15 protein-coding genes are annotated in these 19,506 nt (G+C 74.4%); 4 read left to right on the top strand and 11 right to left on the bottom strand.

Features of this window, described 5'->3' with window-relative positions; translation table 11 throughout:
• Both ACFYYB_RS05955 and ACFYYB_RS05950 read left to right on the top strand, forming a co-directional pair.
• Nucleotides 1-1,083, top strand: a complete 1,083-nt coding sequence (locus ACFYYB_RS05955; RefSeq protein WP_389433397.1) for an AAA family ATPase — start codon at nucleotides 1-3, stop codon at nucleotides 1,081-1,083.
• Nucleotides 1,080-4,760 (top strand): SAV_2336 N-terminal domain-related protein, encoded by a 3,681-nt coding sequence (locus tag ACFYYB_RS05950; protein WP_389433396.1) that lies wholly within the window; start codon nucleotides 1,080-1,082, stop codon nucleotides 4,758-4,760. The genes ACFYYB_RS05955 and ACFYYB_RS05950 overlap by 4 nt, the downstream gene beginning before the upstream one ends.
• Nucleotides 4,761-4,770: 10 nt before the next feature.
• Here the strand turns inward: ACFYYB_RS05950 and ACFYYB_RS05945 are convergent, their stop codons facing one another.
• From ACFYYB_RS05945 to ACFYYB_RS05900, 10 genes are all read right to left on the bottom strand, one after another.
• Nucleotides 4,771-5,535, bottom strand: a complete 765-nt coding sequence (locus ACFYYB_RS05945; protein WP_389433395.1) for a class I SAM-dependent methyltransferase — start codon at nucleotides 5,533-5,535, stop codon at nucleotides 4,771-4,773.
• A gap of 132 nt (nucleotides 5,536-5,667) precedes the next feature.
• Nucleotides 5,668-6,486, bottom strand: coding sequence for a hypothetical protein (locus tag ACFYYB_RS05940; RefSeq protein ID WP_389433394.1), 819 nt, complete (start codon nucleotides 6,484-6,486; stop codon nucleotides 5,668-5,670).
• Nucleotides 6,486-7,751 carry a VWA domain-containing protein gene (locus ACFYYB_RS05935; RefSeq protein ID WP_389433393.1) on the bottom strand — a complete coding sequence of 422 codons (1,266 nt, stop codon included), beginning with the start codon at nucleotides 7,749-7,751 and terminating at the stop codon, nucleotides 6,486-6,488. Before ACFYYB_RS05935 ends, ACFYYB_RS05940 begins: the two co-directional genes overlap by 1 nt.
• A gap of 112 nt (nucleotides 7,752-7,863) precedes the next feature.
• Complete coding sequence (locus ACFYYB_RS05930; RefSeq protein ID WP_389433392.1) at nucleotides 7,864-8,805, bottom strand: hypothetical protein; 942 nt, start codon at nucleotides 8,803-8,805, stop codon at nucleotides 7,864-7,866.
• Nucleotides 8,802-9,533 carry an RNA polymerase sigma factor gene (locus ACFYYB_RS05925; RefSeq protein ID WP_389433391.1) on the bottom strand — a complete coding sequence of 244 codons (732 nt, stop codon included), beginning with the start codon at nucleotides 9,531-9,533 and terminating at the stop codon, nucleotides 8,802-8,804. The genes ACFYYB_RS05930 and ACFYYB_RS05925 overlap by 4 nt, the downstream gene beginning before the upstream one ends.
• 286 nt (nucleotides 9,534-9,819) lie before the next feature.
• Nucleotides 9,820-12,255, bottom strand: coding sequence for a PQQ-binding-like beta-propeller repeat protein (locus tag ACFYYB_RS05920; RefSeq protein WP_389433390.1), 2,436 nt, complete (start codon nucleotides 12,253-12,255; stop codon nucleotides 9,820-9,822).
• A 103-nt stretch (nucleotides 12,256-12,358) separates the two neighbouring features.
• Nucleotides 12,359-13,576: an ABC transporter permease gene (locus ACFYYB_RS05915; protein ID WP_389433389.1), complete on the bottom strand. Its 1,218-nt coding sequence runs from the start codon at nucleotides 13,574-13,576 to the stop codon at nucleotides 12,359-12,361.
• Nucleotides 13,573-14,346, bottom strand: coding sequence for an ABC transporter ATP-binding protein (locus ACFYYB_RS05910; protein WP_389433388.1), 774 nt, complete (start codon nucleotides 14,344-14,346; stop codon nucleotides 13,573-13,575). Before ACFYYB_RS05910 ends, ACFYYB_RS05915 begins: the two co-directional genes overlap by 4 nt.
• Nucleotides 14,343-15,449 (bottom strand): peptidoglycan-binding protein, encoded by a 1,107-nt coding sequence (locus tag ACFYYB_RS05905; protein ID WP_389433387.1) that lies wholly within the window; start codon nucleotides 15,447-15,449, stop codon nucleotides 14,343-14,345. The genes ACFYYB_RS05910 and ACFYYB_RS05905 overlap by 4 nt, the downstream gene beginning before the upstream one ends.
• Nucleotides 15,450-15,538: 89 nt before the next feature.
• A complete protein-coding gene (locus ACFYYB_RS05900) occupies nucleotides 15,539-16,090 on the bottom strand; it encodes a hypothetical protein (RefSeq protein ID WP_389433386.1) in 552 nt (183 codons plus the stop codon).
• Between the two features lie 169 nt (nucleotides 16,091-16,259).
• On the opposite strand from ACFYYB_RS05900, the gene ACFYYB_RS05895 reads away from it, so the two are divergent.
• Nucleotides 16,260-16,916, top strand: coding sequence for a response regulator transcription factor (locus ACFYYB_RS05895; protein ID WP_389433385.1), 657 nt, complete (start codon nucleotides 16,260-16,262; stop codon nucleotides 16,914-16,916).
• Entirely contained in the window at nucleotides 16,913-18,226 is a 1,314-nt protein-coding gene (locus ACFYYB_RS05890) for a sensor histidine kinase (RefSeq protein WP_389433384.1), read from the top strand. The genes ACFYYB_RS05895 and ACFYYB_RS05890 overlap by 4 nt, the downstream gene beginning before the upstream one ends.
• On the opposite strand, the gene ACFYYB_RS05885 is transcribed toward ACFYYB_RS05890, so the two are convergent.
• Nucleotides 18,198-19,463: an NAD(P)/FAD-dependent oxidoreductase gene (locus tag ACFYYB_RS05885; RefSeq protein WP_389433383.1), complete on the bottom strand. Its 1,266-nt coding sequence runs from the start codon at nucleotides 19,461-19,463 to the stop codon at nucleotides 18,198-18,200. The genes ACFYYB_RS05890 and ACFYYB_RS05885 overlap by 29 nt on opposite strands.
• Nucleotides 19,464-19,506: the final 43 nt, after the last annotated feature.

Below are 19,506 nucleotides of genomic sequence, written 5' to 3'. Positions count from 1 at the left end.
ATGGAGGCAGAGGCTGTGGTGAAGGACTGGTGGCTGTACCAAGGGACCGGCGGGGCCGCCGAACGCCGGGCCAGGCTGGAGGCCGGACCGCCGCCGCCCTGGCGGGACTTCAAGGGCGTCCCCGACCCGGGGTACGCGCCACCCGAGTGCGCGGGGCCGGCCTGGGAGCGGACCTGGCGGCGCGGCGAGGGCTACGTCCCCGACGAGCTGGAGAAGGACGTGGTCAACACGGCCCTGCACCTGCGCCGGCCGCTCCTGATCACCGGCAAGCCGGGTGTCGGCAAGTCCACGCTCGCCTCCAGCATCGCCGCCGACCTGGGCCTCGGCCCCGTACTGCACTGGCCGGTCACCAGCAGGACCGTCCTGCGCGACGGCCTGTACCTGTACGACGCGATCGGCCGGCTCCAGGAGGCGGGGCTGGAGCAGCTGCGCACCCCCGGCGCCGAACCGCCCGCGGCCCGCGACCGGACTCCTGCCTCCGCCGAGGGCGGGCCGTCCATCGCCCGCTACCTGCGCCTCGGCCCGCTCGGCACCGCGCTCCTGCCCCAGGACCGGCCCCGCGTCCTGCTCGTGGACGAGATCGACAAGAGCGACATCGACCTCCCCGGAGACCTCCTCACCGTCTTCGAGGACGGCGGCTTCGTCATTCCCGAGCTCGCCCGGCTCGCCAAGGAGGCCCCCACCGTCGCCATCGGCACCGACGACGACACGGAGGAGGCCGTCCGGATCTCCCAAGGCCGCGTCCAGTGCCGGTACTTCCCCATCGTCGTCCTCACCAGCAACGGCGAACGCGATTTCCCGCCCGCCTTCCTGCGCCGCTGCGTACGGCTCCACCTGGACCCGCCGGGACCCGACAAGCTCGCCCGCATCGTGCGCGGCCGGCTCGGCGTCGACATCGAGAACAGCGACGAGTACCGGGACCTCGTGCGGAGCTTCCTGGAGCGCGCCGAGGACGGCGACCTGGCCACCGACCAACTCCTCAACGCCATCCAGCTCCGGCTGGCCGGGGCCTGGTCCGCCCCCGGCGACCGCGAGCGCTTCCTGGCTACCGTCATGCACCACCTCACCGGGCCCTCCGCGTGATCGAGAAGCTCCTCGCCGCCCTGGCCGAAGGCGCGGAGGGCGCCGGGGACGGCGGCCCGCGCCCCGGGCTCGGGGCGGAGGAGATCGCGGACATCCTGTGGCTCGCGACCCGGGTGGACGCGGCCGCGCGCCCGGAACCCGACGGGACGCCCCCGGCTGCCGCACCCGAACCCGCCGCGAACGCGACGGAGCCACCCGTCCCGGCACGCGGCGGCTCCGGCGGCCCCCGAGTCCAGTACTTCCCCCCGGCCGGGCCCGCCCGCGCCCCCGGCACCCCCGTGGACCCCGCCGCCGCACCGGCCGCGGCAAAGACCCTTGGTGGGGCGCCCGCGTCGGCCCGGCGCCGCGGCAGCGCGGTGCGGCTGCCGCGCGCCGCCACCCTCGACGACCCGCTCGCCCTGATGCGCGCCCTGCGCCCGATCGGCCGGCGCGGCATCGGCGGGCCCGGGGAGGAGCTGGACGAACAGCTCACCGTCGAGCGCAGCATCGAGCGGATGGTGCTCACCCCGGTCCTGCGCCCCGCCGAGAGCCGCTGGCTGGACGTGGCCCTGGTCGTCGACTCCCACCACTCGATGCTGCTCTGGGCCGACCTGGTGGAGGAGGTGCGCGGGCTCCTCACCCGCAGCGGGGTCTTCCGCGACGTGCGGACCTGGCGGCTCACGGGCACCGGCCCCGGCGGCGCGCCCAGGGTCGCGCACCACCGCGACGGCCCGTCCCGCAACCCGCTGGAGCTGGTCGACCCGGCGGGCCGGCGGCTGATCCTGGTGCTCTCCGACACGGTGGCCGGCGGCTGGCGCGAAGCCCCCCTGCGCGCGGTGCTGCGGCAGTGGTCGGCGCACAACGCGGTGGCCGTGCTCAACGTCCTGCCCGAACGGCTGTGGACGCGCGGGGCGGTCCAGCCGGTCCCCTTCGTGGTCCGCGCGGACCGGCCCGCGGCGGCCACCCGTTCCTGGCAGCGGGTCCCGATGACCCGGCGGGCCCGCGGCGGCGGGGCGGTGATCCCGGTGGTGGGCATCGCCTCCGGGAGCCTGGCCCGGCTGGTGCGGGTGGTGTCCGGCGACGGCCGCTGGCGGCGGCTCGCGTGCCTGCGCCTCGACGGGGAACCCGCGCGCGAAGCCTCTTACGGGACGCCGGGGACCGCGAAGTTCTTCCCGGACCCCCTGGAGGCGGTGGAGCGGTTCCGCGCGAGCGCCTCACCGACGGCCCAGCGCCTCGCCGACCACCTGGCCGCCGTACCGCTCACCCTGCCCGTGATGACCCTCGTACGCCGTTCCCTGCTGCGGGAGTCCGAGCACGGCCACCTCGCGGAAGTGGCCCTGGGCGGCCTGCTCGCCCCCTGGGACGGCGAACAGGCGCCGGACGACGTGGAGTTCGAGTTCCTGCCGGGCGTACGGGAAGCCCTGCTCGGGTCGCAGCTGCGCGGGGACGTGGCCGCGGTACGGGAACTGGTCCGGCGGCGCGTCGGGGACTACCTGTCCCGCAACCGCGGCACCGCCCGGGACTTCACGGCGTTCCGCCTCGGCCCGCAGGGCGGGGGACGGCGCGAACTGGCCCCGAACGCGATGCCGTTCGCCGTGACCGGGGGGCCGGTGTCGGGGCTGGCCGACCGGGTGGTGCGGGTCGGATTCGGGATGCAGTCGGAGCCGCAGGCGGTGGGCGTGCTGTTGTCGCCCCGGCTGGTCCTGACGGTCAGAGAGGCGCAGGCCACGGGGTCGGACACCTCGGCCTGGGTCCGGGCGGAGGGGCAGGAAGTCCTCTGTCGGCGGGCCTGGGGGGACGGAGCGTCGCCCCAGATCCTCCTCCTCCTCGCCGCCGTGGACCTCGTGGATCCGGCGGACTGGAGGGACCGGGCTTGGATGGAGGGGTTCGCGGCCCCGGGTGAGCACCTCGTCGTGGACGGTGTGACCGACGAGGGCGAGGCGGTGGCGCTGACCGGTGAGGTCCTCCCCTACGAGGGGGAGCGCAATGGGGAACTGGTCCGGCTCTCCGCCGAACCGGAGGCCTGGAGCCGCTACGTGGGCTCACCGGTCTCCCACAACGGGATGCTGGTGGGCGTCGTGCACACGGTGCTACCGGACCGGATGGTGTTCCTGACGGGGCAGGCGCTGCTGGAGCAGAGCGAATTCCGTGTGGCGGTCACCAGGCGGACGGGCGCCGGGTACGAGAGCTCCGGAATCTGCATGGCACTGCTGCTCCACGTGGAGCTGGGCCCGTCCGGCCGGTCGGCGCAGTCGGAGCTGTCCGAACTCGTCCTGCGTGCGCAGGCGGAAGTCGGTGTGGCGGTCCAGATGTCCTTCTGGGCGGACGGGGCCCTGCTGGTCCCCCTGTCCGGTCCGGGCGCCCTCGGAACGGCCGGGCTGATGCTGGCCGCGTTTCCGGGGATCCTCTCCCGGATGCGCGGGGGTTCCGGCGAATGGGAGGTTTCCTTGGCGGTGGCGCTGGCCAGGGGGCAGTTCATGCCCGAGGGTAGCGCCGTGCGGGGACCGGCGGCCGACGAGGCCCTGGCGCTGGTTCGGCGCCCGGAGCTCATGGAGCGGCTGCGGGGCGGTGCGATGGGATCGGTCGTCACCGTGAAAGGCGCATCGCTGCTGGACGTCGGAGGGCTGGACTCCCTCACGGCCGAACCGCTCCGCTCGGGGGCGGAACCGGGGCCGCGCGGATGGATCTGGCTCGACCCACCCGCCGTGGTGGGGCGGGTACTGGCCGATGCGGAGCTGGGGATCGACGACCCGGGCATCGGATGGCCGCCTTGCGGGTACGGGGGCGTGGAGACGGAGGCGGCAGGGTGCACGGGCATCCGGCTGCTGGGCGGCAGGCTCTGCCTGGCCCATGCTTCCGCCTCGGACCGGGACGAGTACCTCGGCAGCCTGGGGCCGGGGTGGGACGTGGACCTGCGGGGAACCACCTTCGCCGACGGTCTGCTCGAGCGCCTGATGGCCGCGCTGCGTGACCCGGAGACGGGGCACGTACGGATGCGGCTCGCGCTGTTCGACCGGGCGCGCTTCGTCGAGGAGTGGTCCGCGGCGGGGGGAGAGTTCGAGAAGCGCGCCTCCTTCGACCGTGCCGTCTTCGAAGGCCGGGCGGTGTTCGACGCTGCTCACTTCAAGGGGGATGTCTCCTTCGGTCGGACCGACTTCCGTCGCGGCGCGACCTTCGACGCGGCGGTGTTCGACGGCGAAGCGCGTTTCGCCAGGGCGGACTTCGAGGTCAACGCCGGATTCGCGGAAGCCGTGTTCGCCCGAGGCCTCGACATGACCCGGGCCGAGGTGTGGGGCAGGGCGCGGATGGGCCGGATGCGGGTGCGGGGAGCCGCCGACCTCGGGAGCACGGTCTTCCACGGCCACAGCGACTGGAAGAGCGCCACCTTCCTGGGACCCGCCTCCTTCGGGTCCAGCGTCTGGGGCTCCGACGCGGTGTTCGACCAGGTCCGCTTCGAGGGCCGGACCTCCTTCGACCACGCCACCTTCTCCGGACCCACGTTCTTCAAAGGCGCGTTCTTCGCGGACCTGGTGACCTTCGCCGGAACCGACTTCGCGGACCAAGGGCAGTTCATGAACACGACCTTCGTCGATCCGACGGGGCTCCCCGACGCGTGGCGCCCGCTCCTGCCACCGTCGGGCGCCGCCACGTTCAGCCTGGGCGGCCCCGACGGGGGCTCCGGGACGCCGACGCCCTGAACCGGGAGGGCTACCCGCTCCGCCGGAGCAGGAAGAACAGGCTCGGTCCGAAGTTGAGGGCGGCCAGCGGGCTCTGGACGCGCTGTTCGACCGCCAGCAGGCGGTCCTCGCCGACGCTCCGCTTCAGCCGGCCGCTGCGCATGTTGGACACGGACAGCTTGTCCTCGACCCGGAGCCCGGCCTCCGCGAACTGTCGTACGACGGTGTCGGGGTGGTGGTTGACGAAGGGGATGCCGCCCTCGGCCGCCTTCTCGGCGGAGCGGATGTCCACGGGCCCGCGCGGGACGCCGCGCAGCCGCTTCGCGTAGCGCAGTTTGTTCAGCATGTGCGCGGAGTTGGCCACCTCGATCAGGGCGCGGCCACCGGGCTTCAGTACGCGCGCGATCTCGCGCAGCGTGGGGACCGGATCGGGAATGTGGTGCATGACGCGGATCATGGAGACCAGATCGGCCGATCCGTCGTCCAGCGGGAGGTGGCCGGGGCGCATGTGGTGCGCGGTGATGCCGGGGTGGTCCGCCAGCAGCCGTCCGGCGATGGCCACGTGCTTCGCGCTCGGGTCGCACATCATGACCCGGTCCGCGTACTCCTTGAGGACCGGGCTCAACCGCCCGAACCCGCCGCCCACTTCGCAGACGAGCCCGTAACGGCGGTCGCCGATCAGCCGTTTGACCGCGGCCAGCTCCGCCGCGTGTTCGTAGTCGCGTCCTTCCCAGTAGGCGACGTAGTCCTCCGACTCGTCGTCGTACTGGTCGCCCCGCGCTTCACCGTTGTCCACGTGCCGCCCCCCGGATGTGCGTGTGTGGCGCATCATCCCGGCGGGTTCCTGGGGGAGGCAACGGCTCCGGCGTGTGGATGCCGTGCGGATTCCCGGGTGCGGGGCCTGTCGGTCCCGCACCCGGGTGCCCGGTCAGGCGGTGGGCGGTACCCGTCCCGGGCGGCCCGCGCCGCGGGTCAGGCGGTAGCCGCCGATGCCCGCGAGGGCGGCGAGCAGGCCGCCGGCCGCGGTCCAGAGCCAGCGGTCCGACCACCAGGTGCCCGACCAGCCGTCAGCCGGTGCGATGCCGGACGCCGTGCCGGCGGCGGGGACGAGCGGCACGGCCAGGGCGTTGTCGGCCGCGTAGGCGCCGCCGACGTCCCGGGCATCCGCTTGCACGCGGGCCCGTACGGGCTGACCGAGGTCCTCCGGTGCGAGGTCGGTGACCGTGAGCCGGAGGTAATAGGCCCCCGGCAGCGGGTCGTTGGCCCACTGGTCGGCGCCCGATCGGACCGGGCGCAGGGTGCAGGACAGGTCGACGGTGGCCGCGTCCTTGGCGGCCGTGCCGGTCTGCGTGCCGTACATGCACGGCTGGCGGCGGCGCAGGCCGTCGTACACGTCGAGCTGCCAGGTGGAGGCGGAGTGCCGGCCCGCCGCGGCGGGCAGGGTGACCGAGGCCCGCACGGTGGCGCGCTGCCCCGAGTCCAGGGGGAGCACCCAGTAGAGGTAGTCGCCGGTGGAGGCGTCGGCCGTGGCCTCCTGGCCCAGCTGGACCGGGGTGGCCGTACGGAAGGCCGTGCCGGCCTCGGTCGGCGCCTCCCCGCCGCCGCTCGGGCTCGGCGACGGCGAGGCCGCCACCCCGAGCAGGCCGCCGCCCACCAGCAGGGCGGCGGTCAGCGCCCGCCGCGCGCGCCGGCCGGCCGGGCGGTCGGCCCGGGATCCTTCGTTTCGTTCACGTCTCACGGCACTCATCAGTTGTTGGTCCTCCAGACCGTGATACGCCAGCGGGAGACCCAGCCCCACACCAGTCCGGCGAGGAGGCCGGTGAGCGCCAGTGCGCCGAGCAGCCACCAGCCGCGTCCGAGGCCGAAGGAGGCCACGTCGGAGGCCCCGTCCGGGCCGTCCACCACGTCGATGGTCAGCTCGACCGGCATGCCCGGGGTGGTCTTGACCGTGGCGGGGGCCGAGAAGGAGTTGCTGACCTGGAGGCACACGGTCTCGGCCGGTTCCTCGTCGTCCGCGCTCCCGGCCTTGGGGTAGCGCAGCCCGGACGAGATCAGGTCGGTCCGCCCGTCACCGGCTTCCTGGCCGCGTACGATCTCCCGGCCGCTCCGCGTGGTGGCGCGCAGCAGCACTCCGTAGTCGTTGTTCACGGCGCGGTCGGCCCCGATGCTGACCGAGGCCCGCAGCTCCTTGCCCGGCGGCACGGAGACCCGGTACCAGCGGTGCTCGCCGAAGCTCTCGCGGTCGCTGTAGAGGCCGGGCTGCAACTCCGGTGCCGCAGCACACTGCTTGGCGCCCTCGGTGGCCACCGGATTGACCACCGGTGTGGCCGCGCGACCCACCAACTGTTTGACCCTGCCCGACAGTTCGGCCGTGTGCTGCACGGAGGTGTACGTGCCGCCGGTGGCCTCGGCGATGCAGATCAGCTGGTCGCGGGTCTTGGCGTCGGGGACGAGCCCGAGCGTGTCGATGACCAGGTGGATCCCCTGGGCCGCGATGCTCCGGGCCACTTCGCAGGGGTCGAGCGGGGCGCAGGTGTCCTCGCCGTCGGTGATGAGCACGATCCGCCGGGTGGCGTCGCCGCCCTTCAGGTCCTCGGCGGCTCCGAGCAGCGCGGGCCCGATGGGCGTCCACCCGGTGGGGGCCAGCGTGGCCACCGCCGTCTTGGCCTCGGTCCGGTCCAAGGGGCCTACGGGGTAGAGCTGCTTGGTGTCCTTGCAGCCGAGGTTCTTGTCGGGGCCGGGGTAGTTGGCGCCCAAGGTCCGTATGCCGAGGCGCACTTCCTCGGGCACCGCGTCCAGCACCTCGTTGAACGCCTGTTTCGCGGCTGACATCCGGGTCTGCCCGTCGATGTCCTGTGCCCGCATCGAGCCGCTGACGTCCAGCACCAACTCGACCTTGGGCGCTTCCTTCGCAACCGGCTCACCGGCGGCGGCACCTGCCGGGAACAACCCGGCAGCGAGGGTGACGAACAGGCCGCACGCACTGGCCCTCACCCATCTTCTAGTGATCATCGCCGGATCGTATTGAGATTCCCGGCACCCGCCAAACCGGGGCCGGTCCCGGGCCGCCACAATCGGACGCGGGGGGCGCCCGGCACTCCGCCGGGCCGGACCCCGTCCGGGGTCAGGGGTGCGGCCCCGGGGGACGCCCGGTTGGGACCTCACCGCGGGGCGGGGACGGGACAGCCCTCGGGGGGCCCGGCGGACGGGTGCCGGGCCCGTGCTTTCCGTTACCCGGCCCCGGGGTGACGGGACGTCGGCTCGGATCGGGTTTGCCGGGATGCGCGGGGGTCGCGGCCCGCGGGTTGCGGGTCGGCGCGGCGGCCGGGTCGGTGGGCGCCGCGGAGGTGCTCGGTTCCGGTTCGCCGTCCTGAACGCGGGCGCAGTAGCCGGGAACGGCGTGGCGGCTTCCCGCGGCGGCGACCAGCGCGGCGAACCGCTGTTCGGCCAAGACCTCCTCGGGGTGCGCCCCGGTGGCGCGGATGAAGGTGCGGCACAGCTCGGCCAGGCCGGAGGGCGCCGCCGACGGGCGGCCGGATGCCTCGGGGGACGGCGCGTCCGCGGCCAGGATGCCGGGCGTGGGGGAGGAGACCGGAAGATCGCGCTCGGGAGCGCCCCCGAGGACGGTGGGGAGGTTGCCCGTGCCGGCCGCGACGGCCACACCGCCGAGGGCGACCGCCAGGACGGCGGCCGCGGCCTTCGAAGCGAGGAGCGCCGCCGCGGTGAGCGGCGAGCGCCTCGGGGAGACCGGGACGGGTGCGCGTACGGGTACGGATGCGTGAGCGGCCGCGGCGTCGAGGCGGGCGGCCCGGAACATGGCGAGGGCTTCCGGCTCGCCGGACAGTTCGCTCTTCCCCGCGGGAGCGGCGGCGGCTGCGAGCAGCTCCGCGAGGCTCTCGTGACGGTCCGAACGGTCCGAAGGGGCGGGACGGTCCGTGGCGCCGCGTGAATCGGTCGACTCGGATGTATGGGCCGCACCCGGCGTACCCGAGGCCTGCGACCGGGCACCGGCGAGCAACTGCTCGGCCGTGAAGCGGTCGATGCGGCGGGATCGGCGGGTGCTCATTTCGTGCCCTTCAGCGTCGGAGCCGTCGTCGGTGTCACTCCTGGGGCGGAAGTTCTTTCGGGCCGCCGGGGATCGGCCGGTTCACCCGGTATGTCCCTGCCCGTTGTGGCATCCGCCCCCTGCTGGTCGAGTAGCTGGGCGAGCTTGCGCAGCCCGCGGTGCGACGCCATCCGTACCGCCCCGGCCCGCTTCCCCAGCACCCGCGCGGCGCTCTCCGCGTCCAGGTCCATGACCACCCGCAGCAGGACGGCCTCCGCCTGGTCGCGGGGCAGGAGGGAGATCAGCGCGAGCGCCGCACCCGTCCCCATCGTGGCCAGCGCGGCCCCCTCGGTGTCCTCCAAGGCCGCCCGGTCGTGCAGGTACTCGACCGGTACGGAAACGGCCGGCCTGCGGCGACGCCGTCGCAGCAGGTCCATCGCCCGGTTCCGGCCGATGGTCGACACCCAGCCGCGGAACCCGTCGAAGTCTCCGCTGAACGAGCCCAGGTCCCGCGATATCTGAAGCCAGGTCTCGGACGCCACGTCCTCCGCGTCCTCGCCGACCAGGACGGTCAGGTAGCGCAGGAGTACGGGCTGCACCGCGCGGAACAGCGTCTGGAAGGCCGCTTCGTCACCCTGCTGCGCCGCCCGGACGGCGCCCGTCATGTCTCCCGGGGCGGGCCGATTCCCCGGTATGCCCGCTCCGTTGTCGGCTCCGCCGAAATCCTCCGCACTGTGCACGCGGGACATCATGCGCCACCCGGGCCCGAGGTCCCACGCCGGCCGGACGGCCGCCGACCGACCGGCGGCCGACCGCCGACCGACCGCCGACCGACCGCCGACGGACCGCTGACGGACCACCGACGGACCGGCGGCCCGCCGCCCGGCCGGCGGATCAGTTGCCTCGCTCCGGGGCTGGTGCCGGGGAGGGGGACTCGCCTTCCACGGCACCGGGGCCCCTCCACGGCACCGGCCCCGTTCCCGCCGTTCCCGTGCTCGCGCCGCAGGCACCCGTGCTCGCGCCGCAGAACACCCCCTAGACGGCGGAGGGTTCCACGGAGGACCACCCCTTGGCGGTCGGGGTGAAGACGATCCCGCCCACCACCAGGAAGCCGAACGGGTCGTCGGCCCCGGAGCGGACGCCGCCGCCCGGGACGGTGAACCGGCCGGTCTGCTTGCGGGAGACCAGGTCGATGACCACCCCCGAGGTCCGGCACCGCACGTACGCCAGCCCGTCGGTCACCACCACCGCGTTCGCCGCCTCCGGGCGCTCCGGGTCCGTGCACTCCTGTGCCAGCGGGACCCGCCACACGGCGCCGCCGGACTCCTGGTTGAGCTCCATGAACCCCGGCTCGCCGCCCGAGGCGGTCGCCATCAGGTACACCTTGTCCCCGGCCACGGCCGGTCCGGACAGCGTGGCGCCGGCGTACGGGAGGTCCGCGCTGCGCCGCCGCGCCGGCTCACCGCGCAGCACCCCGGCCCCGTTCTCCTTGTTGCACAGGAAGACGGTCGCCCCGTTCCCGTCCCGGCCCAGCGTCAGCCCGCGCGTCTCGCAGCTCCCGGGCATCGTGAAGCGGGTGCCGTCCTGGGGGGTCCCGTCCTGAGAGGTCCCGTCCTGGGGGGTCCCGGACGGCAGCTTCTTGCCCGTGGCCCCGTCGAGTGCGGTCACGAAGCTCTCGAACCTCATGTCGTCGGTGTTCTGGGAGCGCCCTTGTACGTACACCCGGGCGCCGTCGGCGCGCAGCGCCGGATAGCCGTCGTCCGACCCGGGCACCTCCCGCTGCCACAGGACCTTCCCGGACCGGGTCTCCAACGCGGTGACCGTGCCGGACGCGGAGACCGCGTACACCCGGCCGCCGTCCGCGTCGAGCACCGGCCGCCGCAGCTTCTCCTCGGTGGGGAACTGCCACCGGGGGGTGCCCTCGGCGAGGTCCAGCGCGGTGAACCCCCTGCTGTCGAGGGCGATCACCGTGTGCGTGCCGGCGACCGGCCCCGGGGCCACCACCGGGGCCTGGCCGTCGGTGAAGCCTTCCAGCATCCGCCCCCACAGCAGCTTGCCGGTCGCCGCGTCGAACCGGCTGATCCCGTCGCCCGGCAGCTCCTTCTTGGGCCGGGGCGAGGTGCACACCAACGAGGATTCCGCGTACACGCAGGACCCCATGGAGGAGCCGCCGTTCCAGGCCCGCCACCCGGCGGGGCGCCGGGCGGGCCCGTCCGCGTAGGCGCGGCCGCCGCCCGGGCTGCCGCCCTCGGTGGCCACGTACGGGGCGAGGGCGCCGGTGACCGCCTGCGGGGAGGACGTACGGGTGCCCCCGCCGGGGTTCCCGGAGGCCCCGGCGGACGACTCGGGGACCTTCGCGTTCTCCCGCTCCCCGCCGCCCGGCGGGGAGAACCGCAGGTAGATCCCGCCGCCCGTCAGCAGCGAAGCCGCGAGCGCCGCGGCGAGCAGGACGCGCCTACGAGGCCGACGGGGCCCGCGCGACCGCCGGGGCCGTACGGCCGCCGCCGCGTCCCCGGCGGGGCCGGTCGGCGGCCCGGACTGCCGGGTGAGCGCCCCGGCGGTGTCCTCGACCGGCTCCTCGGCCAGCTCCTCGACCGGCGTCTCGACCGGCTTACGGGGCTCCTCGCCCGGGTCGCCCGCCTCGCGGATCGGGTTCTCCCAGTCGGCCGCCGGGATCCGCGCCAGCACGGCCAGCAGCTCGTCCGGTCCCGGCCGGTCGGACGCCTCCTTGGAGAGACACGCCCCGACCACGTCCCGTAGGGCGTCGGTCAGACCCGTGATGTCCGGCGCGTCCGACACCACCCGGTAGGCCGTCATGTAGTGCGACTCCGCGTCGAAGGGCCCCCGTCCGGTCGCGGCGAACACCAGCACCGACCCCAGCGAGAACACGTCCGAGGAAGGCCGCACCCGCGCCGGAGCCGACAACTGCTCCGGCGACATGTACGGCGGCGTCCCCAGGATCTGCCCGGTCGAGGTCAGCGTCTGCTGACCCGCCGCCCGCGAGATCCCGAAGTCGATGACCCGCGGCCCGTCGTCCGTCAGCATGACGTTGTCCGGCTTCAGGTCGCGGTGGATGACCCCGGTGGTGTGCAGTTCGCGCAGCGCCTCCACCAGTCCCAGCGCGAGGACGCGGAGCGCGCTCCCGCGCAGCGGGCCGTCCGTCTTCACCCGCGCGCCCAGGGTCCGCCCCGGCACCAGCTGGGTGGCCATCCAGGGCCGCTCCGCGTCGGGGTCGGCGTCCACCACCGCAGCCGTGAAGGCGCCGCTCACCCGCCGGGCGGCCGCCACCTCCTGCCGGAACCGGGTCCGGAACTCCGGGTCGTCGGCGAACTGCTGGTGCACCAGCTTGACCGCGACGAGCCGCCCCGAAGCGGCCCGCCCCGAGTACACCGTCCCCATCCCGCCGGAACCCAGCCGGGCGATCAGGACATAGCCGCCGATCGCCCGCGGATCCCCGTCCCGCAGTGTCATGTACCGCCCCGCCCACCCGTGTACGTCCGTCGGCGGCACCCTATCCCGGACCTGCGCACTCGTCCGGCGAAGGCGCCCGCCGGCCCGCGCGGATCCGGGGGCGTCACGCCGAACGCAGGGCGTCCGTGGGGGAGGCCCGGGCGGCCCGCAGCGCGGGATGGAGCCCGGCGAGTGCGGCCACCACCACCGAGACCGAGGGGCCCGCGACCAAGGTGTGGAGCGGGATGGCAGCCGGCCAGCCCTGGACCAGCGCGTAGCCGTACACGGTGAGGCTGCCGAGGAGCAGTCCGCCGATTCCGCCGATGAAGCCCATCAGCACGGCCTCCAGCAGGAACTGCGCCGCGATCTGGCCGCCCCGGGCGCCCAGGGCGCGGCGCAGCCCGATCTCGCCGCGGCGTTCCATCACGCCGACGACCATGGTGTTGGCGATCCCGACGCCCCCCACCAGCAACGCCACTCCGGCCAGGACGAGTACGAGCGCGTTGAGGCTGTTCTCCGTCTCGGTGCGGGCCAGCAGGAGGTCGGAGGGCCGGCTCACCGCGACCATGGTCGGGCTGCCGGGGTTCGCGGTGGCCGCGGCCACCGCCTGGACCTGGGGGACGCGTTCGGAGTACGACCGCAGGTAGACGGTCGCGGCGCTGCCGTCGGCCCCCAGGTGGGCGACCGCCCGGGGCCAGCCGACCAGGGCCGCCGTGCCCAGTTCGGGGGTGAGTTCGTTCGGGGCGAGGATGCCGAGGACCTGGTACCACTCGCCGCCCAGCCACACCCGCTCGCCCGGTCCGGTGACGCCGAGGCGCTGGGCGGCCCGGTCGCCGAGCACGGTCACCGGGAGGTTCTCGCTCGCGGCGTCCAGCCAGCGCCCGCTGCGCAGTTCGGCGCGCAGCACCTCCGGCAGGTCGAGGCGCGCGGCCAGCACGCTGAGGCTGCCGGTCTGCTGCTCCGGTACCAGGTCGTTGCGGTACACCTGGGCCGTGGTGGCCCCGGTGGCGGTGGTCCGCTGCACGGGCGCGATGGCGGAGAGCATCTTCTCGGCGGTGAGCGGGAGCGGTACCGGCTGCTGGTCGGGCCCCTTGCCGGGGGCCACGGTGATCAGGTTGGAGCCGAGCTGGTCCAGCCGTGCCAGCAGGTGCTGCTGGTTGGAGTTCGAGATGCCGGTGACCGCGACCACGGCGGCGATGCCCAGCGAAATGCCCAGCGCGGACAGTGCGGTGCGCAGGGGGCGGGTACGCGGCCCGATCATGCCCAGGCGCAGCAAGTCCAGGGCGCGCAGCCGGGAGCGAGATGTCGTCTTCGGCCGGTCCTTCGTCGGCAGGCCCGTCATCGGACGGCTCCGGAGGGCTCCGGGAGACGTTCGTCGAACGCGATGCGGCCGTCCTGGATGCCGACCCGCCGGGGGAACGAGGCGGCCAGCGAACGGTCGTGGGTGATGACCACCACCGTGGTGCCGCCCGCGTTCAGGGCGTGCAGCAGCTCGACCACGGCGGCGCCGGACACACTGTCCAGGGCTCCGGTGGGCTCGTCGGCGAGCAGCAGCGCCGGGCGGCCGATCAGCGCGCGGGCGATCGCCACGCGCTGCTTCTCACCGCCCGAGAGCTGGTCGGGCCGGTGGTCCAGCCGGTGCCCGAGCCCCACGGAGCGCAGCGACTCCACGGCCCGCGCGCGCCGTTCGGAGAGGGGCGCCCCGGCGTACAGGAGCCCGGTCGCGACGTTCTCGACGGTGGTGAGTCCGGACAGCAGGAAGAACTGCTGGAACACGAAACCGATCCGGTGCGCCCGCAGCGCGGCCAGCTCCCGGTCGGACAGGCCGGCCAGATCGCGGCCCTCGAAGCGGAGCCGGCCCGAGGTGGGCCGGTCGAGCGAGCCGAGCAGCGCGAGGAGTGTGGACTTGCCGGAGCCGGACGGCCCGACGACCGCCAGGAGTTCACCGGCTTCGACGGTGAGGTCGATGCCGTGCAGGATGCGCAGCGGGGGCGCGCCCGGATACTCCTTGACGAGGCCGGACAGCTCCAGGACGGGGGCGGCGCCGGCCGCTGGGGAAGCCGGGGGAGTCGGGGAAGTCGGCGAGGTCGGTGAGGTCGGGGGAGAGATCACTTGGGGATCACCACCTGTGAGCCGGGCTTCACGTCGCCGGTGATCTGTGCCTTGGCGTCGGCGATCAGGCCGAGCTGGACCCTGACCAGCCGGGGTGTGGGGCCGTCGGAGACCCGTACGCCGTATCCGCCACCGTCCAGGGCGAGCAGCGCGGTGACCGGGACGATGAGCGCGTGGTCGGCGGTGTCGCCCACCACGGTGACGGTCACCGCGGACTGCCCCGCCCGCTGCGCCTGTTCCTGGCCGTCCAGCACGATCGTCACGGTGGTCTTGACGGCGCCCGCTCCGTCCCCGGAGCCGCCGCCCGCTCCACCGGAACCGTCCTCCCCGCCGGAGCCGGAGCCGCGGATCAGCGAACGGATGCGCCCCTCGACGGCGGAGCCGTCGGCCAGCTTGACGCGGACGCGGCCGTCCGGCTTGAACCGGGAGAGCTGGTTCTCGGCGGGCCGCACGGTGACCACGAGGCCCTCGCGGGTCACGGTCATGAGCGAAGAGCCGCCCAGGACCGCGCCGAGCTGTGCGCCGACCTGCTGCACGCGTACGGACTCCCGCGGCAGCATGACGATGCCACCCAGGGCCACCGTGCCGGTCTCCTTGAGCCCCAGCGACTTCTGCCAGCGCTTCACGGCGGTGGCGGTGTCCGGCGTGAACTTCCGGTCGGCGGCCAGGCCGAGACCCTTGGCGTGGCCGAGCTTGATCAGGTTGCGCTTGAGCTGCTCCACATCGGAGTCCGCGGGAACTCCGGGGCCCAGGTCGCGCCACATCGGGCGGTCGCCCACCATCAGCGCCACGGCCTGCCCGTCCACCTCGAAGAGCTTCTGCCCGGCCTTGACGACGGCGCCGACGGCCGGAAGTCCGGTGATGGTGCCCTTGCCGGACGCGACGACGGGGGTGGGCGCGTCGTACACGAGCGAGCCGGTGAGCTGGATGCCGCTGGACAGCGAGCCCTGCTCCACCGGGGCGAGGCCGTACCGCACGTCCGCCCGCTCGGTCCCCCCGGTGCCGTGGTCCCACGGGCGGGCGACGGCCAGCGCACCGGCCCCGGCCACCACGGTGACCAGCAGCAGCGGGACGAGGACCTTGCGGCGCTTCCTGCCCCGCACCCGGCCTCCTTCCCCGGCGAGGGGCGCCTCCGGTCCTGCGGTTTCCACGGGCCCTGCCGCTTCCACGGGTTCTTCCGTGCGGGTCACCTTCACTCACCGATCCGGTAGCCGGGCAGCGGGAACTTCGCGTCGCAGGCGCGCGCGGCGGCGTCCCATTTGGCCTCGTCGAACACGGCGCGCGGTATGACGACCACCGCGTCCTTGGGATCCGGGTCCGGCATGTCGGAGTAGCCGCTCGTGCGGGCGCACTCGACCCACTTGCGCGCCATCTCCACGTACTTGGTCTTGTCGGCCTGCTGGACCTGGTGGATGCCGGGCACCTTCTCGTCGCACAGCCGGCTCGCGGCGTCGTACCCGGACGGCATGCCGGTGTCCGTGCTCGCCGCCGGAAAACCGATGTTGCCGTCCTTGTCCTGCTCGACGCTCGTCTGCCCCTGCTTGTGCATGCAGTCGACCCAGGCCCGGCGGACCGCGTTGTCGTCCTGCGGTTTGACCGGGCCCCCGCGGTCGCTCCCGGCGACCTCGGGCGCCGGGGCGGTGGCCGAGCAGCCGGCCAGTGCCAGGGCCGCCGCTGCCACGGGCAGGCCCCGCATGAGCAGTCCCCGTACGGACCGGCCGCGTATCGCGGATGCGCTTCGCATGTCCCACACTCCCAGTGCGTTGCTGATGAACGCCCCAGTTCTACGGTTCGCGCGGTGAGCCCCCTGTGATCGCGCGCCTAACCGCCGGCTAACCCGGCTGCGGGCAGGCTGGTTCCCGGCGCCGGCTCGGGTGGAACAGCGGCGGCACGGGCGAACGGAGCGGAACGCGATGCGGGTGCTGATCGTCGAGGACGAGCGGGAACTGGCCCTGATGCTCGCCGAAGGGCTCCGCGACGAGGGCATGGTCTGCGACCTCGCCCACGACGGCCTGGAGGCGCTCCGGAAGACCGGCGAGGCCGACTACGACGTGGTGATCCTGGACCGGGACCTGCCCGGACTGGGCGGCGACGCCGTGTGCCGCGCGCTGGCCGCGATGGGCCATCCGGCCCGGATCCTGATGCTCACCGCCGCGGACACGCTGTCCGACCTCGTCGAGGGCCTCGGCCAGGGCGCCGACGACTACATGACCAAGCCGTTCTCCTACCTGGAGCTCGTCGCCCGGCTGCGCGCGCTCGGCCGCCGCTCCGCCGCGGGCCGGGCCGAGGTCGTGCTGAGCCGGAGCGGCATCAGCCTCGACACGGTGCGCAGGGTCGCGGAACGCGACGGCCGCCCGCTGCACCTCACGCCGAAGGAACTGGGCGTCCTGGAGCTGCTGCTGGCCGCGGACGGCGCCCCGGTCACCACCGAGGAACTGCGGGAGCGGCTGTGGGACACGGGACTCGACCCGGCCACCACGGCGGTACGGGTCACCGTGCACGCCCTGCGCCGCAAGATCGGCGATCCGCCGCTGATCGTGCACGACACGGGCTACGGATACCGGCTGTGAGCCGCTCCCGCCTCGCGCTGGGGACCGGCCGCCGCCTGCCGCTGCGGGCCCGGCTGACCCTGGTGACCACGGCCGTCTTCGCCGTCCTCGGATGCGGGGTGCTGGCGCTGAACTGGCTCAGCTCGCGCCAGCTCATCGAGGCCAACCGCGACCTCATCATCGCGTACGCCGGAACCCCGCAGGCGCCGCTCACCGATCCCGGGACCGCCGACGTGCCCCCGGGGCCCACCGACGTGCCCCCGGGGTCCACCGACCTGCCCCCCGGGGCCGCCGACGTGCCCCCGGGGTCCACCCAGGCCGCCCTCACGACCCCGTCCCGGGCCTTCGACCACTTCCAGGACGCCATCCTGGGCGACCTGCTGACCCGCTCCGCGCTGCTGCTCACCGTGTTCACGGCGCTCGCCGCGCTGCTGGCCTGGTGGGCGAGCGCCCGCTCCCTGCGCCGGCTCCACCAGGTCACCGGGGCCGCCCGGCGGATCAGCACCGGCAGCAGTCTGGGCGAGCGGCTCGCGCTGGACGGACCGTACGACGAGATCCGCGAACTCGGCGACACCTTCGACGCCATGCTCGACCGGCTCGACCGGAGCTTCACGGCCCAGCGGAGCTTCACCGCGCACGCCTCGCACGAGCTGCGCACCCCGCTGACCGTCCTGCGCACCGCGCTGGAGATCCCCCTGGCCCGGGGGCGGGTCCCGGACGACCTGCGCCCCGCCGTCCTGCGCGCGCTGGACGCCAACGCGCGCATCGAGCGGCTGATCGCGGCCCTGCTGACCCTGGCGCGCGCGGAGAGCGCCGCGCTGGTGCTGCGTCCGGCGGACCTGGCGGACGCCGCCCGGGCCGCGGCGTACGACCTGGCCGAGGAGGCCGGTACGGCCGGGGTCCGGGTCACGCTCGACGCGGCGGCGGCCCCGGTGGACGGGGACCCGGCGCTGCTCCGGCAGGTCGCGCTCAACCTGCTGGCCAACGCGGTGCGCCACAACTACGCCGACGGCACCGCCCTGATCACGACCGGCACCGCGGGCGGCACGGTGTTCCTGGAGGTGTCCAACACCGGCCCCGTCCTGCCGCCGGAGGAGGTGCCCGCCCTGTTCGCGCCGTTCCACCAGGGCCGGGAGCGTTCCGGCGGCTTCGGCCTCGGTCTGGCCGTGGTCCAGGCGATCACCGCCACGCACCACGGCGAGATCGTGGCCACGCCCCGCGTGGGCGGCGGGCTCAGGGTCCGCGTCCTGCTGCCCGGCCGGGGCGGGGGCGCGACGGGGGCGCGGCCGGGGCCGGTTGACCTCAGTCGTCGTCCTCCCAGCGGTGTCTGATGTTGATGAGCGAGGCCTTGGCCAGGACCACGGGGTTCAGGAAGCGCACCGGGCCGATCAGCCGGGAGGCGAACCGGTGCATGTGCCGCGCCATGGCCGCGTCGCGGGCCGCCGCCGCGAACACCAGCTCCTCCGCGGGGTTGAACGGACGGGACTTGGCGAAGTCGATCGCCAGCGTCTGGTGACCGCTCAGCTTGCGCCCGTGCTTGCCCGCGTACCGCTTGAGGGACCGGTCGAGGCCGCGCCGTCCGGCAGCGTCCGGGGCGGCCGCGGCCGGGGCGACCGCCTCCGCCAGCCATGTCGCGGACTCCAGGGCCCACCCGCATCCCACTCCCCACAGGGGGTCGCCGGTCAGGGCGGCGTCGCCGATGAGCGCGAGGCCCGGCGCGGTGGGTTTGCGGCTGTGGAGCGGGTGGTCGACGGTCCCGATGATCTTCGAGACGCGCTCGGCCGAGTCGATCGCTGGCGCTTCGGGCAGGGCGCGGACGAAGGCGGAGAAGCTGCCCTCCAGGTCCTCCCGGAACTCCGGCAGCCGCTTCTTGTCCGGGAGCACCGCGAGGACGGTCACCCCGTCCTCGTTCGGGAACGCGTAGGCCATGTCGGGTTCGAGGAACCAGGTGTGACCGATGCCGTCGCGGAGCGGAAGGCCGCGGTAGTGGGCGAGATAACCGAAGCGGTTGTTCGGACGCGTCACGGTGCGCATCCCGGCGTGCTTCGCCACGGCCGAGTCCTTGCCGTCGGCGCCGACCACCAGCCGGGCCCGTATCTCGCGCTCGCCCTGTGGCGTCGACGCGCGCACCCCCACGGTTCGTCCGGCTTCCCGGACCAGTCCGGTGACCTGGTGACCGAGGAGCAGGTCGACGCCCGGGGTCTGCGCGGCCCGGGACCTGATCAGCGGGTCGAGGGTGCTGCGCCGGACGTTGTACGCGTACGGCAGCGGGGGGCCGCCGGGCGCGGGCTTCGGCTCGATCCAGCCCCAACGGGTGTACCAACGAGCCTCGTTGTGGACGGCTCCGGCCTTCTCCAGGTCCGGTACGAGGCCGAGTTCGTCCAGCACCGGAAAGGCGTTGGCGGTGAGGGAGTGGGTGCACAGCACCTTGTAGGCCCCGGGGTCGGAGCGGCGTTCCAGCAGGGCGACGCGGACGCCGCGCCGGGCGAGCAGGATCGCCGCGGCGCTGCCGGCGAGGCCGGCTCCGCTGATGACGACGTCGTAGTCGTGTTCCGTGCTCTCAGGCATGGGCATGCCCTGATCGCCCCCTCGGGGTCCGGTGCCGCTGACG

This window comes from Streptomyces sp. NPDC002886 (assembly GCF_042888445.1).
Taxonomy (GTDB): Bacteria; Actinomycetota; Actinomycetes; order Streptomycetales; family Streptomycetaceae; genus Streptomyces.
Note: the sequence above shows the minus strand (reverse complement) of the source record. Positions and strands in the feature narration are given on the sequence as shown.

Bases quoted from the DNA above. Each gene is read 5' to 3' on its own strand.
- ACFYYB_RS05955 (WP_389433397.1), top strand. From the start codon at position 1: ATGGAGGCAGAGGCTGTGGTGAAGGACTGGTGGCTGTACCAAGGGACC.
- ACFYYB_RS05935 (WP_389433393.1), bottom strand. From the start codon at position 7,751: ATGATCACTAGAAGATGGGTGAGGGCCAGTGCGTGCGGCCTGTTCGTC.
- ACFYYB_RS05915 (WP_389433389.1), bottom strand. From the start codon at position 13,576: ATGACGGGCCTGCCGACGAAGGACCGGCCGAAGACGACATCTCGCTCC.
- ACFYYB_RS05940 (WP_389433394.1), bottom strand. From the start codon at position 6,486: ATGAGTGCCGTGAGACGTGAACGAAACGAAGGATCCCGGGCCGACCGC.
- ACFYYB_RS05900 (WP_389433386.1), bottom strand. From the start codon at position 16,090: ATGCGAAGCGCATCCGCGATACGCGGCCGGTCCGTACGGGGACTGCTC.
- ACFYYB_RS05930 (WP_389433392.1), bottom strand. From the start codon at position 8,805: ATGAGCACCCGCCGATCCCGCCGCATCGACCGCTTCACGGCCGAGCAG.
- ACFYYB_RS05885 (WP_389433383.1), bottom strand. From the start codon at position 19,463: ATGCCTGAGAGCACGGAACACGACTACGACGTCGTCATCAGCGGAGCC.
- ACFYYB_RS05925 (WP_389433391.1), bottom strand. From the start codon at position 9,533: ATGTCCCGCGTGCACAGTGCGGAGGATTTCGGCGGAGCCGACAACGGA.
- ACFYYB_RS05895 (WP_389433385.1), top strand. From the start codon at position 16,260: ATGCGGGTGCTGATCGTCGAGGACGAGCGGGAACTGGCCCTGATGCTC.
- ACFYYB_RS05920 (WP_389433390.1), bottom strand. From the start codon at position 12,255: ATGACACTGCGGGACGGGGATCCGCGGGCGATCGGCGGCTATGTCCTG.